Genomic DNA, 17,842 nt, shown 5'->3' on the forward strand with positions numbered 1-17,842 from the left:
AAGACAAAACGATATAAAAGTGCTGAGTTAATGAGTTACTAACTTGCCAACGCAGACTTTACTTTATCTCTATAACTTCGGCTTACTTTGAGCTCTTGACCGTTATCCAATACCAACAAATACTCACCACTGCTTTGCGTCACTAATTTACTAATTTGTCCGGTATTTACGATAGCTGAACGATGGACGCGTACAAACAGTTTCGGGTCAAGCTCTTGTTCTAGCTCTTTCATTGTTTTACGTAAGATGTGCGTTTGCCCGTCAGCACAGTGTAAGCACATATAATCACCCGCAGCATCAATCCACTGGATAGTTGCAGTCGAGACTCTAATTATTTCGCCCTGCTCTTTTACAGCAAGAGATTCAGGAAACTTTTTGTCTTCAATTGCATCACCAGTGGCTAGCTTTTTAAGAATTTCTTCGCAATTGTTACCCGTTATCCCCGCCACAAAGCTGGCTAGCTTTTTCTTATGGGCGTTATCTTGTTGGTTCTTTAAATAACTTTGCACTTTTTCGATCGCCTGTTTTAGTCTGTTGTCATCAACTGGTTTTAGAATGTAATCCAAAGCGTGGATCTCAAACGCTTTGACCGCATAGTGATCAAACGCTGTAACAAAGACAATAGCAGGCAAAGGTTTAACACTTTCACTTAGAATTCGCGCTACTTCAAAACCATTTAGCCCAGGCATTTGGATATCTAAAAAGACCAAATCAATATCCTGCTGCTGGCAAATGTCAATGGCTTTTTGTCCACCGTTACAAAGTTCGACTACTTCTATTTCATCAAATTCTTTCAATCTGACTGCCAAGCCCTTTCTTGCTAGTGGCTCGTCGTCAACAATTATCGTTTTAATCTTGCTCATTACTTCACTTCTCGGCCTTTTCAAACGGAACTCGTATGTTTGCCTTCAATCCTGAAGGCGAATTATTTGATAACACAAACGAGTAATTATTCTCATAAAGTGTTTTTAATCTGTCTTTAGTATTTGCGATGCCAACACCGCTGGCATTGGTCAGCTGACCATCGGTAAGCTCAGCCCCAGGACCATTGTCACCAACTTCTAACAATAGTTCATTGGCGAATACTTGCGCTTTAATTTCAATCTTGCCGCCCTCATCCATATGCGCAATCGCATATTTAATGGAGTTTTCAATCAATGGCTGCAATATTAAGCTTGGTACAAGCGCATTTTTTGCTTGCTCTGTAATATCTAAATCTATCGCCAAGCGCTCATCAAAGCGAACCTTCTCTATCTCTAGATACAATTTTAATGCGTGAAGTTCCTGCTCAAGAGGCACTTTTTTAATTGGGTCTGTGTTTAAGGTATATCTTAAAAAGTCACTTAACCTAGACACCATCTGATTAGCGTCTTTGTTCTCTTCAACCAAAATCAATGTTGATATCGCGTTCAATGTGTTAAATAAAAAATGAGGGTTTAGCTGATAACGAAGCATTTTTAATTGTGCTTCATGGGCCATGGTATTGGCCTTAAGTGCTTTTTGTCGTTCACTTTGCAGTAATTGGTAATACTTAATTCCAAAGTAAAGACCGCTCCAACACAACACGATATAGACTGAATCTAATCCCTGCTGAAGGTAATAGAACCACTCTTCAGGTCGATAACCATGACGATATATTTCCCACAAGTTATACTTTTGTACAACTGACCACAACGTGCCTGTAATGTAAGAAACACTAAAAACAACGAATATTAAAATCCAAGGTTTTGCATTCCAAACTCGTCGATAGAGATACCTAAGGGGCACCGTCATCAAACAACCAGCATACGCATTGAGTACGATGACAAATACATAAATGTCACGCATTTCAAATACTTTTGAGCCTATATAGTTAACCAGTGCATAACCAATCCAACCAGATATCTGTAAAACCCAAAAAAATCGTTGTCGATTATCGACTAAAGCTTGCCAATTCAAATTAATTTTTACCTCGTATAACTTACCTTGGATTATATCCCATAGAAAACCAGTTAAGCACTACCAATAGTCTTGTATTTCCAACAATTAACCGCAAACATAAAGGTTATTGAAACACCGTAACAACACGCTTACCAATCAAATACAGCCTTAAACATCAGTTTAAATTACGATTCCAACCATAATTTACAACCTGCAAATCCACATACAAACACCCCTATTAAAGGTACGCATGTAAATTAAAAATGAAGAGAAATAGTGGCGTGTTAAGTAATTTCTTACATATATGTTTCTTATAAAAAAAACACCAAAAACACCATTGATAATCGTTATCACTTACAATACTATTCGCGCGATTATTTAATAATGAAGGAAAATCATGCGCTCATTTAAAACCAAATATCCAATGCTTCTTTCAGCACTTGCGATTGCTTTTTCTGGTGTGTCACTCGCTGACGATTCAAAAAAAAATGAATTGGAAGTGATTGAAGTCAGTCCTAAAGGGCTTATTTCTTATGTTAGTGCAAGTGCATCAAAATCAGATGTGCCTATCACCAAAACACCTGTTTCAGTTTCTGTTTTAACTTCAAAGCGTATAGCTGATCTTGGTGCAGAAACATTGCAAGATGCAATTGGTTATGTCGCTGGTGTGTACAATGGCCCATATGGTGTCGATACACGCGGTGATTGGTCAAAAGTGCGTGGTGTGGATCCCCTAATTTATGTAGACGGCCTGCAAATGCAGTTTGGGCACTACAACAACACTCGTACTAACCCATATACACTTGAGCGCGTTGAAATTTTAAAGGGCCCCTCTTCTGTTCTCTATGGTCAAGGTTCAACAGGCGGTATCATAAACTCAGTATCAAAACGTCCGCATAGCGAAACTCAAGGCGAGATCTGGGCTCAAGTTGGTAACTATGATCGCGCACAGCTGGCTGGTGACTACAACACTGCTTTTGGACAAAACGATGAATATCAAGCAAGGTTTGTTGGCGTATATCGCAATAGTGATACCCAAACAGACTTTGTTGAAGACAATACACTTGTATTTGCACCAAGCTTTGCTTGGGATATAAATCAAGATACTCGCTTAACAATCCTAACCAATATCCAAGAAAATGAGTCAGGCTCTTCAACCCAATTCTTCCCTCACGAAGGCACCATTTTACCAGCACAGTATGGACAAATACCGAGTGAACGTTTTGTGAGCGAGCCAGGTTGGGACAGCTATGATACGGAGCAGTTTGCAATCACAACAATCGTAGAGCACAGTATTTCTGAAGACACGCAAGTTAACTGGTCAACTCGCTACAGTGATAGCTCTTCTGAGTACCGTACTATTTTCTCTTGGCCACCTAAGTTTGAAGCAGATAAACGTTCAATCAACCGTATCTTTAGCATGTCAGATGGCGAATCAAAGAGCTTGTTAAGTGATATCCAGCTGCATCAGTATATTGAATTCAATGATATAGAAGTAAACATTGTTGCTGGTATTGATTTTCAAGACGCAGAAACACGCACCAGCCGTTTGCGCGGTGCAGTCTCTTCTGCACTGGATTTATACGACCCAGTCTATGGCTTAAATGACCCATTACCGACAGAAATAAAAGACATCGCGCCAGAACAATTGAATACTCAACTAGGTGGATATATCCAAGCGACGTTTGAGTACAATAACTTTGTATTAAACACTGCACTACGTCACGACGATCTCGAACAAAAAACATGGGAAAAAGTAGGTGATGTTGCAAGTTTGTTGCAAGTTAAAAAATCGCAAAGTGCTTTGACCGGCCGAATTGGCGGACTATACCAATTTGAAAATGGTATCTCACCTTATGTTAGTTACTCGGAATCATTCCAACCTTTATATGGTTCAAAGCCACAAGGCGGTAGTTTTAAGCCTAAAGAAGGTGAGCAAATTGAATACGGTGTGAAATATCAGCCTGCTGGCACTGAACACTTAATTACTGCTAGTGTTTTCCATATTACAGATAAAAATCATGTAAGAGAAATTTCCCCTCTTGAACATGTACAAGATAGTGAAGTCTCAGTTGATGGCTTTGAGCTTGAAGCTCAATTAGAGTGGGAAAGTTTAGATATATATGCTTCATATGCCTACACAGAATCAGAACAAGATACGACTCCGCTATCTGCACAAGAGATCTTTACCCAAGCAGCTACTTTAGCTCAACAGGCTCCTACTCAACAGCAGCAAATTATGGCTGGTGCAGTATTAAAGGCCGGTACCGATGACGTACCTTTGTCTGCAACTCCTGAGCATTTAGCATCTATATGGGCAACTTATCGTGCAGACAACCTATTAGAGGGGCTAAAGTTTGGTGCAGGTATCCGATATGTTGGTAAAACATTTGATGGCAGCCGCTCAGTATCAGTCGGTAGTGTTGAATACCATAAAGCACTCACCACTGACAGCTTTACTTTATACGACATGATGGTTGGTTACCAGTTAAACGACTATGAATTAAGCCTTAACATTGACAACTTAACAGACAAAACAGTCATCACAAGTTGTTTGTACCGAGGCGATTGCTTCTACGGCCAGCGTCGTACTGTCACAGCTAACCTGAAATATCGTTTTTAAGTAGTTATCTTTAACTCTGCCTCATTAATTGCAGTGCTAATTAATGAGGCAACACTATTAGCTTCGTGCTCAATGTTGTCCCAGGGTAACTTATCCGCACATTTACTCTCTAACAACGCAGCTTTTGCAGAAACAGAATTAAAGCCTAGGTAAGCAGCTTGACCTTTTAAAGTATGAGCCTCTCGCCTTGCCTCTTCAAACTTTTTATCTTCAACCAGTAACCTAAGTCTCTGAGTGAAGTCTGACTGTTTAATGCGGAATTTTTCCACCATCTTTTTATAAAAATCAACATCACCATTTACTTGCTTTAAACCCAATTCAAAATCAATTTCGGAATTAAAACCTTCTACTGGCAAGTTTAATTTTGATTCAGACGAGCTTATTAAAGGCTTAACTCCTTCAAATATCATTTGAAACAGTGTATCAACGTTCAACGGCTTAGCAATAAAACCATTCATTCCGCTCAATTCAATCTTTTTTATATCCTCAGGCATAACATTGGCTGTCAGAGCGATAATAGGTAGGTCAATAAACCGTTTGTCTTGCCTAATTAACTCAGTGGCTCTATATCCATCCATAATTGGCATTTGGCAGTCCATTAGAATCAAGCCAATATTTGGTTTCTCCTTAAGCACGCTTATTGCTTCACTACCGTTAGTCGCCGTAACAACTTGTATTCCTATACTCGTTAAGAGTTCTAATGCAATTTCTAGATTTATATCATTGTCTTCAACCAACAGAATTTCAATATTCTTAATCCGCTCCGCCTGATCCGCATATACTTTTTTATCGATAGTATTGGTCTTTTGCTGCCTTGCTGATGGTATCCCTTGCTGTCTTAAAATATTCACCGTAAAGTAAAATCGACTGCCAGAACCCAATTCACTTTCAAGGCCAATTTGTCCCCCCATCATCGAAACTAAATTACGACAAATCGCTAAACCTAAACCAGTCCCACCAAACTCTCTTGTTGTAGAAATATCAGCTTGGGTAAAAACTGAAAAGAGCTTTTCCTGTTTATCTTTAGCGATACCAATACCAGTATCGATCACTGACACTAAAAGCATGACTTTAGTATCTGTTAATGTGTCAGCCTCAAGCTTTAGAACGACTTTCCCGTTATTTGGCGTGAATTTAACAGCATTGCCCAGTAAGTTAATGAGTATTTGCCCTAAACGTACAGGGTCACCAATTAAAGCCGTAGGCACAGAGCTAGCAATCTCTATGTAAAAATCAATATCTTTCTCTTGAGCCCGGTCACAAATAATATCACTTGCTAAATCCACAACATCTTCTAAACGAAAAGGTATATGCTCAATTTCAAGCTTCCCTGACTCAATTTTTGATATGTCTAAAATGTCGTTAATGATATTCAGTAAACTGTTTGATGCGCGCGTCAACTTTGTTATATAGCCTTGTTGCTTTTGAGATAGCGGAGTATCAGACATCAAGCTGCACAAGCCAACTATTGCATTCATAGGCGTGCGAATTTCATGAGACATATTGGCTAAAAATGTGGATTTTGCAACTGTGGCACTCTGGGCGGCTTTCATTGCCTCTAATAATATTTCTTCTGCTTCTTTTCTTTGGGTAATATCTCTGATGATGGCTGTGTAATAGCCTTTACCTGCAATGTTTGTTTCTGTCACCGCTAAATCAATTGGAAATTGATTGCCATTTTTCCTCTGTGCAGTCACCTCTCTTTTATTACCTATCACATTACGTATACCAGTTTGTTTATACTTTTCAAGGTAGTTATCATGCTCACTTCGTGTTGGTTCTGGCATCAACACTTTCAAATTCTGACCTAACACTTCATCTTTGCTATACCCAAATACTTTACTCGCAGAAGGACTAAACTCTTGAATGAATCCTTGAGTGTCAATAACAATGATTGGATCGGCTGCTGTATCAACTATTGCACGCATTTTTGCCTCACTCTCAAGCAAAGATAGTTCTTTTTGCTTTAAGTCAGTAACATCCTGCACAATCCCCGTGATCTTTACTTGCTTACTTAACGAGTCAAATACGTGCTCTGAAACCATGCGGATATAACGCATACTGCCATTTACAATAATGGTATAATTAAAATCCTTAAATTCCTGCTCATGATCCAATAAGTCAGCTAGCAACTCATTCTTGTTGTCATCTTTCGGATCTTGACTGCCAAATAGCCATTGGACATGGCCTGCGGTACCTGATTTTTCAATACCCAATATTGTTCTTGCTTCATTTGAAAACTCACAAACTCCAGTAGAAAGCTCATAAGACCAATGCCCTAACATAGCCATATTTTGAGCATACTTGTAATTCAAATTGGCCTTATTTAGCTCAGACGTTCTCAGCTGAACGCGTTTTTCCAACTGAGACCTGACTTCATCTAATTCATTTATATGTCTTGATACTGCTTCACGCATTTGCACGAATGATTTTGCTAAAGCTTGTACTTCCTTTGCGCCTTGCACCTCAATTTTTTTGCCGTAGTCCCCTTTTGCCAACGCCGAGGCTTGCACGATAAGCTGTTTAATTGGCTCTACAAAAAAGTGACGTAAAAGCACCATGGTACAAATTATCAATACCAATCCAAGTAATCCAATAAACATCAGTTGATGTGTAATAAACTCAGATAAATGTAATCTGTCATAGCTCAAATCGTATTTCAGATAGATAAGTCCTCTTTTACTAGACCGGATTTCACTCTCTGAGGGCCATATATAGCTCAAAGTAGCTTCAACCATTTGCTTATCAGGTGAGTAGTGAAACTGAATAGACTTATACATTTGTGTATTTTGAATATCGGCTTTAGACATATAAGAAGCAATATCTAGTAAAGGTTTGCCTCTGGTGCTATATCGATTTGACGCCCAGATGATACCTTTATCGTCAGTCACCGCCACATCATCAACCGCAGAAATAGTACCGATAATTGATGCTTCATGATTTAAAACATCGTGACCGGACCTAAACACTTCTTGCTCTGCTTTATTCTTTAATGACAGTAACACATAACTTATTTGAGATAGGCTATTCTCTTCTGCTACATTGCGACTACCAATGTAAGTTAGACTGGCGCCAGTTGTAATAGAAATGATAAAAATCAAAGCAGTGCACAATGGCACCCATACGACAATAGAACGCGGTAAGAGTAAATTTTTCATTGGCTTACAAAGCTATCATCAAAAAGCTTATGTGCTTCAACCGGTTGAGCAATTAGGTTCGCCTCATATAAAATTGTATTTAAGCGTTCTACCGTCGCAAATAACTTCCCGTTTTTCCTTAGTAATGTCTGATTTTCTTGCAAATCCGGATAGTGGATCCCTTGCATTGCCTCATCTAACTGCTCTTGAGAAATTTCCATCCGCTGCGCCATCACTTTTAAGCTTTCAACTTTAGAAGTCTCGATGGTATCGAGCGCTTTGGATTGTCCATTCACAAGTGTTTGGATAAGGTTTTTATGCTTTTCAAGTGTCTCTTTCCTCGCTACTAATACATCTACTATCGTATTGGGAATATGTGAGCTATCAAATATGACTTTACCGCCAAGTTGTTTTGATTGCGTGGCAACTGGCTCAAAAGTTATCAACGCATCTATATAGCCTTTCGAGAAAGCATCTAATTGCTGATTAATTTGAAGGTGTATCAACGTAACATCTTTGATATCGAGCCCACCAGCGAACAAGACCTCGTGTAACATCAATGCACCTAATGCAGTTTGCTCATACCCAATTGTTTTTCCGTTTAGTTCTGATAGTTCATTAATATCAGGACGTACTATGAGTTGGTCTCCGCCATTTGACACATCCATCACTAAAAAGACTCTCAAATCAATACCTTCTGCTACGAGCGTCATTGCTTCATCCATAGTAAGTGCAGCGACTTCTAGGCGCTTCAAACGAAACGCTTCCATGACATCTGTTGCTGACAGTAACTCTATTAACTTAATGTTGTCAGGCAGCTCACCTAGGTGCCTCGCCAAATATAAAGTCTCGTAACCTGGCCATACATTTGAACCTACTCTAATTGTTTTATTATCAAACTTTGAGCATCCAAATTGACTGAGTGAAGCTAAGAAAAAAAATAAAAAACACATAAAGTACTTAAGTTTCATCAGATTCACTCTCATTTCAATCACCGAATAATTAAAAATAGTGTAGCCCAACTTAAAGGTTATGGTTTTTTCTCCATGCTTTTGGCAAGTTATCACCATTTGACCTACGATTATTAGACACAGGCATTGCCATATACACTCTACTCAATTTAGAGTCATCATTGTAAATATAAGGCTTGGTACCATTGACATTAAAAAAACAATATAAAGCACTTAACGTGCTTGTAATAGACGATGATGACTTTATTCATGACATGCTCACCCATGAATTTAATCAGCTCGGAGTCGAAAATATCCAAGTCGAAATAAGTGGAGTTAATGCCCTTAAACGTATCAAAAATGGTGAGTGTTTTGACCTGATAATTATAGATTTAATCATGCCTGATATGGATGGCGTTGAAGTGCTTCGACACTTGTCAGAGTATAGTTTCAAAGGCGCTGTTATACTGTTAAGTGGTCAAGATCAACGCATCCTAGACACTACAGCTGCGCTTGCTGGTGCTCAACATATTAGAGTTTTAGGTGCCATCCCTAAACCGATCACCATTGAGGTTTTAAACCAAAAGCTAAATCGGCTTTTTGAGGAGAAAGCACCAGTATTCAACCCAATTACCAAGGATATTTGCCTTGAAGAGCTCAAAGAGGCCATAGCCCACGATGAAATTATCCCTTTTTATCAACCACAACTCGACTTTTCAACCGGGCAACTAAAATCGATAGAAGTACTCGCTAGATGGGCACATCCTAGAAGAGGAATAATTGGCCCCGCATCATTTATTACAATGGCTGAAGAGACTGGTATGATTGATGCGATCACCCGAAGTATTTTTCGGCAAGCTCTAAAGCAATTTAAAGAGCTTTCTAATATCTATGGTGAACAATTAAACTTGTCCATAAACCTCTCCACGGATAGCTTGTGTGCCATTGATTTGCCCGAGCAAATTGAAGACCTCGCAAACATCCATGGTATTCCTTGTAACAGCATTACTTTAGAGTTAACAGAAAGTCGACTCATACAAAATCTAGTTTCCACCCTTGATGTACTTTTACGACTGAGGTTGAAAGGCTTCGGCTTAAGTATTGACGACTTTGGCACGGGGTATTCGAGTTTAGAGCAACTAAAAAAAATACCGTTTACAGAGTTAAAGATAGATCGCCAATTTATCTCTGATGCGACCAATAACAAAACAAGTAAAGCCATCATTGAATCAAGTGTGAGTCTTGCGAAAACGCTGAGTATGCATATTGTCGCTGAAGGTGTTGAAACGCAAGCTGATTGGGATCTTGCAAGAGACCTAAAATGTGACCTCGCACAGGGTTACTTTATATCTAAACCACTCCCTTTTAAAGATTTCGTTCATTGGCTAAACAACCAACTAACACGGTAATTATATGAATAAAATATTAATCGTCGATGACGACGACTTCGCTTTGGAATATCAAATAAATACGCTTTCTGGGCACTATGAAATCGAAACTGCAAGCAGCGGAGAGGCAGCACTTGAGAGCGTCAACATATTCCAGCCTGATTTGGTCATTATGGATATACAGATGCCCGGAATAAGTGGCTATGAAGCGACCTACTCAATACGTCAAGCTGGTCACCAAATACCCATTCTGTTCTTATCCAACTTATGCTCGATTGAAGAAAGGCTCAAAGCGTACGACTCTGGCGGCAATGATTTTATTGCCAAACCTGCCGAGCCGACTGAACTCATTAAAAAGATCAATACACTACTTTCTTATGCACAACAAACAAGCAGTGATGCAGATGAAATTGCCATTCAGGCTTTATCAGACATCGCATCTTTAGGCACGATCATTCAGTTTTATAAACAAACTCAACAATGTCGAACATTTAGTCAGCTTGCAAATGCTATTTTTCACACCACTCGTTCATTTGGGTTGCGTACATCTCTCACTTTTAGAGTCAATCGAGAAGAGATAGTATTTTTTGACAATAAAATACTGAACAACATTGATGTCAGTCTGCTAAGCTCCCTAAAAAGTGCCAAGCGTATTATGGAGTTTGGTAGCAATCGCGCAGCATTCAATTGGCAATACTGTAGTTTACTGGTTAAAAATATGCCGAGTAACCACAGTAAAAGTGGCGTTATGAAAGATTATTTGGCTTATCTTATGGATGGGATAGAAAGCTGTATTATCAGGATAATGACAGAAATAAGTTTAAATAATGCACTGACTAATTACAAAGATAAGAACGCCGCCATCAAATCTGGCGTAGTTAATATTATTGATAACCTTGAATCAGAACTCAATCAGGTCTTCGCAACTTTTGAGTTAGGCCATGAGCTTTCACAGCAAACAGAAACACAACTGCTCGCCTTAATTGAGCGCGCTCAGAAAAATGCAGATTCTTTGATGGAAACAAGCTATGAAATAGAATCTGAATTACAAGATATACTTGAGCACATCAATGATGCCGCTCGCGATGTTTAAAATACATTTAACTGAATAGCTTGGGTTTTGTCTGACAATTTAAAAGTACCGATTACGCTCTGGCTAGTGATATAATAGTCTTTATTGTATTAACGATTCAGAATGAAAACCCATACCCTGTACTGCTTTAAGTTTTGTTGCTTTGATTTATATTACTTTTTAAATAAAGTTCTAACTCCTTATTAGAATCTCTTTCGGAAATGGTGAGCTTTAGAATATTATCAATATCTTCATAGCTGAAGGCCCCCTGCTTATCTCGAAAATACTGCTGTAGCATTGAAGATAACTTTGCCGTAAAGTGCTCATTTGAACTGCAAAGTGCTAAAGCACGTTGTGTAACATACTTCAACTGCTCAGCCATTTCCTGCTCGTTTTGCTTTAATTGAATAATTGCCTTTTCACTTTCTGAACAACGACTTTTGATCCCCTGTGCCAGTTCACTTACTTCGATACAGTTACTATCTTTTGCTATTTCAAATTTTTCAGACTCTGGATAATTTTTAATATACAACCCAAGTACTCTTAGTGGCTTAAGCACTTTATCTCGAATAGAATAGATCAGCCATACTATCAATATAATATACACGCACTCCAAAATAATGACCGAAGTGGAATGCAAACTTTTTGCTTCGATGTACTCTCTTGTGCGTTTATTGAGTAGGTATCGCTCCTCTTGCTCAAATGCCAATAAAACCAACTCAATCTCTTCCATTAAATGCCTACCAATATCCGTTTTCACTAACTTTTTTGCTTCATTTATAGCGCCTTTTTTGGCAAGCTGGATTGTCTGCTCCAACTCTGAAAACCTTTGGTTTAGGATACCATTCAGTTCATTTAACCTTTTCTGTTGTGTCGGGTTATCTTTGGTTTTTATTTTTAGCGCCTCAAAGGTATTCAAACTCAGGTTCAGACCTTGGTTATATGGTACTAAATACTCTAGGTCTTCAGTTAACAAGTAACCTCTTTGTCCAGTTTCAGTACTTTTAACTTGAACTTTAAGTTGGCTAACTAAATCTAGCACTTCATATGTGTGGATTAACCAAAATTCATGCTCATTCTTATTTGAGTAACTACTTGTAATAATTAATAGATTAACAGTACCAGCAAAAATGCTAAAACTGATAAAGATAACAAGTACACTTTTTAGGCTGTAATTCAAAAGGATACCCTCTTTGCTGTCACATATTCAAAGAGTGTAGACACGATCTGGCAAAAGGACATTAATTAAAGTGGCTTTGCAAAAAATTAGTAAAGCTCAGCCAATTCAGCATAAACTGGACTTGGTAATAGCACGGTAACCTAGGCCTTTTTTCGTTTGGATAACCTGAGGTTTTTTTGGGTTAATTTCAAGCTTTTTTCGTAGCCGGCAAATAATGGTGTCAACTGCACGCACCGACTCAGGGCCTTGATGCAATCTCGTGGCGTCTATTATTTCCTCGCGGGTATATATACGTGGCGCGTTTTTGGCAAGTAAAAATAACACAGTTTGCTCATGGAGCGTTAACACGACTTCACTGCCACTAGAATCTAACACCACTTGATTATCAAAATCTATCGTCTTATCACCAAGCACAACTTTGTCTGTGCCTGTCATTTTATTTGGCGTGCTATCAATCAAAAGGTTAATTCTCAACAATAACTCTTTAACTGTATAAGGCTTTGCTAGGTAATCATTCGCACCGAACTCAAGGCCAGCCACTCTGTCTTCATCACTTCCACGCCCTGAAGAAACGATTACAGGGGTTAAACCTTGACGGTTTTTTAGCTTACGCAGCAATACCAAGCCATCTTCATCAGGCAGCCCTAAGTCGAGAATGATTAGGGCATATGAATTCTCTTGCAGTTTTTCCCAACATGCTTTTGCACTCGATGCCCTATCTACTTTAAACCCCGTTAGCTCCAAATAGGCACAAGTGACCTCGGCAAGCTGTTCATCATCTTCAATGAGCAGTAAAGTGTGCATATTCGCTCCCATCACATTTATCAACCCAGACATATCTCAGAAATATTCTAGAAAAAGTATAGACACAAATAAGTACTAGGCTTCAATGTAGTTTGCATAGTAATTGAGGTGTCAAATGCAACTCTCAAAAGGTAAAGTCATGATTGTTGAGGACGATTTGGAGTATTTAGCCCTTTACAAAGAAATTTTAAATACTCAATTCGATGTCTACACATTCACATGCGCACGAGAAGCGCTTCAAGCTACTGAAAAGCTTAAACCGCAAACCATCATACTTGACTTACATTTACCCGATATCACTGGCATAGAATTTTGTGAAGAACTGCATAAGAAAAATTTCGAGCAGTCCAAGTTCGAAATTATTTTCATTTCTGGTGAGACAGATATATCTCAAAAGCTAAAAGCCTTTGAGATGGGAGCAGCAGACTTTCTCACAAAGCCGTTTGAAATAGATGAACTCAAACACAAAATTGGCACTAGTATAGGACGCCAATTAAACCGGGAGCAGTTACAAGAATCCATTAATAGTAATAACAGGGCATATAACAAACGTATAGAGCAAGTGTCCCAATGCAACCAAATCATGCACTTTTATAACGATATTACCTTATGCTCTACTGTACACGGTATCGCCGACGCTTTTTTCTCTCTCATGTCAAGCTTTGGGTTACAGACGTCTATTTGTTTCAGGTTACCCAAGCCAACCTGCCTGCGAGATGATCGTATTCGCACCACGCCCATTGAGGAAGAAATCTTTGAGATATTAAAACATGCAGGTCACATACATGAGTTTTCCAACCGAGTACTTATTAATCAGGACAATGTGTCATTTTTGATTAAACACACGCCAGATAATAGCCATAACTTTGAGCTGGTAAAGCAAAATGCGTGTGGTTTAGCTGAGGCAATGAACGCAAAAGCACTAGAACTTTGTCAGCCATCAAAAAACGAATCACCAATCTACACTCTTCCTCAAAAGCTTGAAGCACTTCGTCTCGAAGTCAATGACTATCAAAACGATACGAATAGACTCCTGACAATCATGATGTATGAAATCACAGCTAATTTTCAATCATTAAACATAACAGATCAGCAAAAACAATGGCTGACTGAGCTAACCAAACACACGCTATCTCGAATAGATGAAGCAAGTCAAAGGCTTACCTCTTCAGCGGCAAGTTTATCAACCGAAATCAACAAAACAGAATCGTCACAGGTTCGTCCTTTTTCGGAGCCAAAGTCAAAACCTTAGATACACATATTCAGTTATTTAACTACACTTTGTAGACGCAACGTGAATTTCAATACCATTAGCTCGCTTGAGCCAGTCATAATAAATCAGAGTCTAGTATCTTATTTAATTGAGAACATTGCATGAAGCTTAGAACATTAATTCTTTTGGTTATGCTGTCCTGTACCACTGTTCCTTTAATCATATTTCACCTATTAAACGTCACCAGTGAAAAGCAGTTGCTTCGCAATGAAACTATCGCCAAATTGCAAGATGTTGCTGATATCAATCATAAACGAATAACCAGCTTGCTGGCCAACAAAAAAAATGCTGTCGCACTTATTAAAAGTCGTACTCAACTCAGAAATCTTTTAAAGCAAACATCAAGCAAACCAGAACACCACTTGGTCAAAAAAATTGGTGAAATAATAACCCATGCCATTTCATCCAGTACAAACATATACGGTATTGCAATCTACAACGACAACAAGGAACTTGTATTTACCTCTAAAGACGACTTACATTCACTTATCAACACAAGCGATTTAAAAACTGATGGCTCCCCCTATAACGTAAAAATACTTTTTTCAAAAAAGTCTCAATTACTCTTGTTTATCGAACCCATCGAATTAAATAAGCAATTGATTGGTTACATTGAGGTCGCATTCACAAACGATGAGCTGCAAGCCATTGTTAATGACTATACAGGCCTTGGAAAAAGTGGTGAAATTGTACTTGCGTCTCGAGATACAAACGGGGATGCCATATTTCTTACGCCCACACGAAACGACCCATCTGTCGCGCTCTCATTTACTGTCTCTAAAAATAATTTAGAGATCCCTATCACACACGCTATCAATGGTACAAACGATATTTTTCCTGATTATGTGGATTATAGGGAGATCCCTGTTTTAGCGATTTCACATCACATACCAGAAACAGACTGGGGGATGGTTGTAAAAATAGATAAAACGGAAGCTTTTAAAAGGGTTGAACAATTAAACTTACAGTCAATAGAAATTGTGATAGGCGCACTTTGTTTCGTTTCTCTACTTTCTTTTATTTTAATCAGCTGGCTCACTAAACCTTTTTTTATCATTCATAAAGCTTTGGTGACAGCTGCAGATGGCAAGCATTTCAGAATTACTGATAAGCATACTATTCATGAGATTCAGGAGGTTATCAAATCCATAGATTTCATGCTCCAGCAGCGCGACCAGACTGAACAGGCTTTACAAAATAATATTGATGAGCTCATCAAGTTAAATCATCAATTAGATTCTGAAGCTGAGCGATTTAAGCGTTGGAAAGAGTCCAACTTTATCGGCATTATTCACTCCGATGCAAAAGGAAATATCCTTGACGCCAATACAACACTTTTAGACATGATTGGCTATACAAAAGATGAACTATTAAATGGCCAAATCGACTGGAAAAACCTTACTCCAGATAAATACCTTCCTCTAGACCTTCGTGCCGTTGAAGAAGCAAATGAAAAGGGATACTGGACGCCATTTGAAAAGGTTTATATACACAAATTAGGTCACGAAGTCCCTATTTTAATTGGTGGCTCTATTTTCAATAAAACCAATCAAGAGTTCATTGTGTTTATAGTAAGCTTAGCTGACAAATATAAGCAAATGAGAGAACTTGAAAGATACAGAGGCATCGTTGAGAATTCCAATGATATGTTCGCTTTTCTTGACCTAAAGTACAAGTTTGTAACTGTAAACGAAGCTTATTTAAAACTACATAACAAAAACCGTGACGAAGTATTAGGTCGTACAGTTTCTGAAATATTAGGTCACTCCTTGTTTGACAAAGTCAAAAGCAAAATAGACAAAGCACTTCAAGGTGAGACAATCTCATTTAAAGAAACTTTATTTGTGAGCACACCGAAAGAACGCAAACTGCAAGTTTCTTATATTCCCTACCACTCTAGTGACAAGGAAATTATCGGCTTTATCTTTAAAGGGGAAGATATAACGGAGCTTGAATCTAAACAAAAATTAATCGAACTAAAAGAAGCAGAACAAAAACGTATCATTGAATCATTACTAGAGGGTATTTTCACCACGGACTCACATGGCACTATCCTGTCTTTTAACCCTGAAGCTGAAAATATATTTGGTTATAAAGAGCATGAAATTGTTGGCCGCAGCATAGACGAATTAACTGATGGTGTTGGCCAACACACTGAAAAACTTGCCAGTTATATACAATCAGGATCATCGCAAATCATCAACAACCGTTTGGGTAGAGATGTAAACGCAAAGCATAAAACCGGGTACATTTTCCCAATAAGGATCTCGGTTGCTAGTATGCCATTAACCGAATGCGGAGAATTACACTTTATTGCCAACTTTCAAGATATGAGTGAGCATGAGCAACAAGCTAAGCTAATTAATCGCAGTTCCAAACTTGAATCTCTTGGAAATATAGCAGGTGGTGTTGCGCATGATTTCAACAATATATTAGGGATTATTTTAGGCTATACAAACCTCTTAGAAGATTTCAGTAAAGACACCACAACTAGCTTAAAAGCCATTGAAAGAGCATGCTATCGCGGACAAAAGCTAACAGGTAATCTACTCACCTTTGCAAAAAAAACACCTAGTTCACCTAACTATGTCGATATTAATGAATTAATCCAAAAAAACAAAAAACTTCTTGAAGCGGCAATGACCTCCAAAATAAAGCTCACCCTAAACCTAGATGCCAATATCGAACAAGCATATCTAGAGGAGAACCTGTTTGAAGATTTACTATTGAACATGTCCATCAATGCCATGCATGCAATGCCAAATGGTGGAGAATTAAGAATATCAACAGAAAAAATATTACTTCCTCAAGAGAGAATGCAAGCACTTGAACTGAACACTCCCAATATTATCAAGGTAAGCTTTAAAGACACAGGCATTGGCATTCTTCCAGAAAATATAGAAAAAATCTTCGACCCATTTTTTACTACTAAAAAGGAAACAGGTAACGGTTTAGGCCTTTCACAATGCTACGGCTTTGTAAAAGCCTCAAATGGTGCAATTGACGTCGTATCACAGGTTGAGAAAGGTACTGAATTTACAGTATATTTTCCCTCTGTTACCAAGAAACCTACTTCCGTCCCCCCTACTGTTACTGATCACCCCTTAGTATTGCCAGAGGCGATTAAAACCTTATTGATAGTCGATGATGAAGAAGATATTCGGTATCTCGTTAAATCATTTTTAGAGAGTACACATGTGCAAGTGATAGAAGCGTGTGATGCTCAAGTGGGTTTATCTGTTTTACAACAGCAGAATGTTGATTTCGTGGTGAGCGATGTCATTATGCCACACTCTGACGGCATAGAGTTTATTCAATCCGCATTAACGATTCAAAATAACTTACACTATTTGTTTATTTCTGGTTTTATTGATTGCGAAGATACTGAGCAGCTAACAACTGATAAAATTCTTTACAAACCATTCAATAAACAACAGCTTATTAAAAAAATCCTAGACGTTATCAAATAAAGAAGGCGACATAAGATGTCGCCTT

Annotated in this window: 11 protein-coding genes; 5 read left to right on the top strand and 6 right to left on the bottom strand. The window is 38.4% G+C overall.

Features of this window, described 5'->3' with window-relative positions; genetic code table 11:
• Positions 1-38 precede the first annotated feature (38 nt).
• Positions 39-863, bottom strand: coding sequence for a LytR/AlgR family response regulator transcription factor (locus QNM16_RS04510; protein WP_284019390.1), 825 nt, complete (start codon positions 861-863; stop codon positions 39-41).
• 4 nt (positions 864-867) lie between these two features.
• Positions 868-1,938 (bottom strand): sensor histidine kinase, encoded by a 1,071-nt coding sequence (locus tag QNM16_RS04515; protein ID WP_237139290.1) that lies wholly within the window; start codon positions 1,936-1,938, stop codon positions 868-870.
• A 379-nt stretch (positions 1,939-2,317) separates the two neighbouring features.
• On the opposite strand from QNM16_RS04515, the gene QNM16_RS04520 reads away from it, so the two are divergent.
• Positions 2,318-4,543 (top strand): TonB-dependent siderophore receptor, encoded by a 2,226-nt coding sequence (locus tag QNM16_RS04520; protein ID WP_284019391.1) that lies wholly within the window; start codon positions 2,318-2,320, stop codon positions 4,541-4,543.
• Here the strand turns inward: QNM16_RS04520 and QNM16_RS04525 are convergent.
• Both QNM16_RS04525 and QNM16_RS04530 read right to left on the bottom strand, forming a co-directional pair.
• On the bottom strand, positions 4,540-7,701 hold the full coding sequence (locus QNM16_RS04525) for a PAS domain S-box protein (RefSeq protein ID WP_284019392.1): 3,162 nt from the start codon (positions 7,699-7,701) through the stop codon (positions 4,540-4,542). The two genes, QNM16_RS04520 and QNM16_RS04525, sit on opposite strands and share 4 nt — an antisense overlap.
• The gene (locus QNM16_RS04530; protein ID WP_284019393.1) at positions 7,698-8,651 is read right to left on the bottom strand and encodes an ABC transporter substrate-binding protein; all 954 of its coding nucleotides are present in this window, start codon (positions 8,649-8,651) and stop codon (positions 7,698-7,700) included. The genes QNM16_RS04525 and QNM16_RS04530 overlap by 4 nt, the downstream gene beginning before the upstream one ends.
• Before the next feature lie 185 nt (positions 8,652-8,836).
• Here QNM16_RS04530 and QNM16_RS04535 point away from each other — a divergent pair, with 185 nt between their 5' ends.
• Positions 8,837-10,039, top strand: a complete 1,203-nt coding sequence (locus QNM16_RS04535; RefSeq protein WP_284019394.1) for an EAL domain-containing response regulator — start codon at positions 8,837-8,839, stop codon at positions 10,037-10,039.
• Between the two features lie 4 nt (positions 10,040-10,043).
• Positions 10,044-11,111 (top strand): response regulator, encoded by a 1,068-nt coding sequence (locus tag QNM16_RS04540; RefSeq protein WP_211037211.1) that lies wholly within the window; start codon positions 10,044-10,046, stop codon positions 11,109-11,111.
• Between the two features lie 127 nt (positions 11,112-11,238).
• On the opposite strand, the gene QNM16_RS04545 is transcribed toward QNM16_RS04540, so the two are convergent.
• The gene (locus QNM16_RS04545; RefSeq protein ID WP_284019395.1) at positions 11,239-12,270 is read right to left on the bottom strand and encodes a CHASE3 domain-containing protein; all 1,032 of its coding nucleotides are present in this window, start codon (positions 12,268-12,270) and stop codon (positions 11,239-11,241) included.
• Positions 12,271-12,375: 105 nt separating this feature from the next.
• On the bottom strand, positions 12,376-13,074 hold the full coding sequence (locus QNM16_RS04550; RefSeq protein ID WP_284019396.1) for a response regulator transcription factor: 699 nt from the start codon (positions 13,072-13,074) through the stop codon (positions 12,376-12,378).
• A 115-nt stretch (positions 13,075-13,189) separates the two neighbouring features.
• Between QNM16_RS04550 and QNM16_RS04555 the strand changes: the two genes are divergently transcribed.
• Both QNM16_RS04555 and QNM16_RS04560 read left to right on the top strand, forming a co-directional pair.
• Entirely contained in the window at positions 13,190-14,326 is a 1,137-nt protein-coding gene (locus QNM16_RS04555) for a response regulator (RefSeq protein WP_284019397.1), read from the top strand.
• A 122-nt stretch (positions 14,327-14,448) separates the two neighbouring features.
• Positions 14,449-17,817: a hybrid sensor histidine kinase/response regulator gene (locus tag QNM16_RS04560; protein ID WP_284019398.1), complete on the top strand. Its 3,369-nt coding sequence runs from the start codon at positions 14,449-14,451 to the stop codon at positions 17,815-17,817.
• Positions 17,818-17,842: the final 25 nt, after the last annotated feature.

It is taken from the genome of Pseudoalteromonas umbrosa (genome assembly GCF_030125375.1).
GTDB classification, from domain to species: domain Bacteria; phylum Pseudomonadota; class Gammaproteobacteria; order Enterobacterales; family Alteromonadaceae; genus Pseudoalteromonas; species Pseudoalteromonas umbrosa.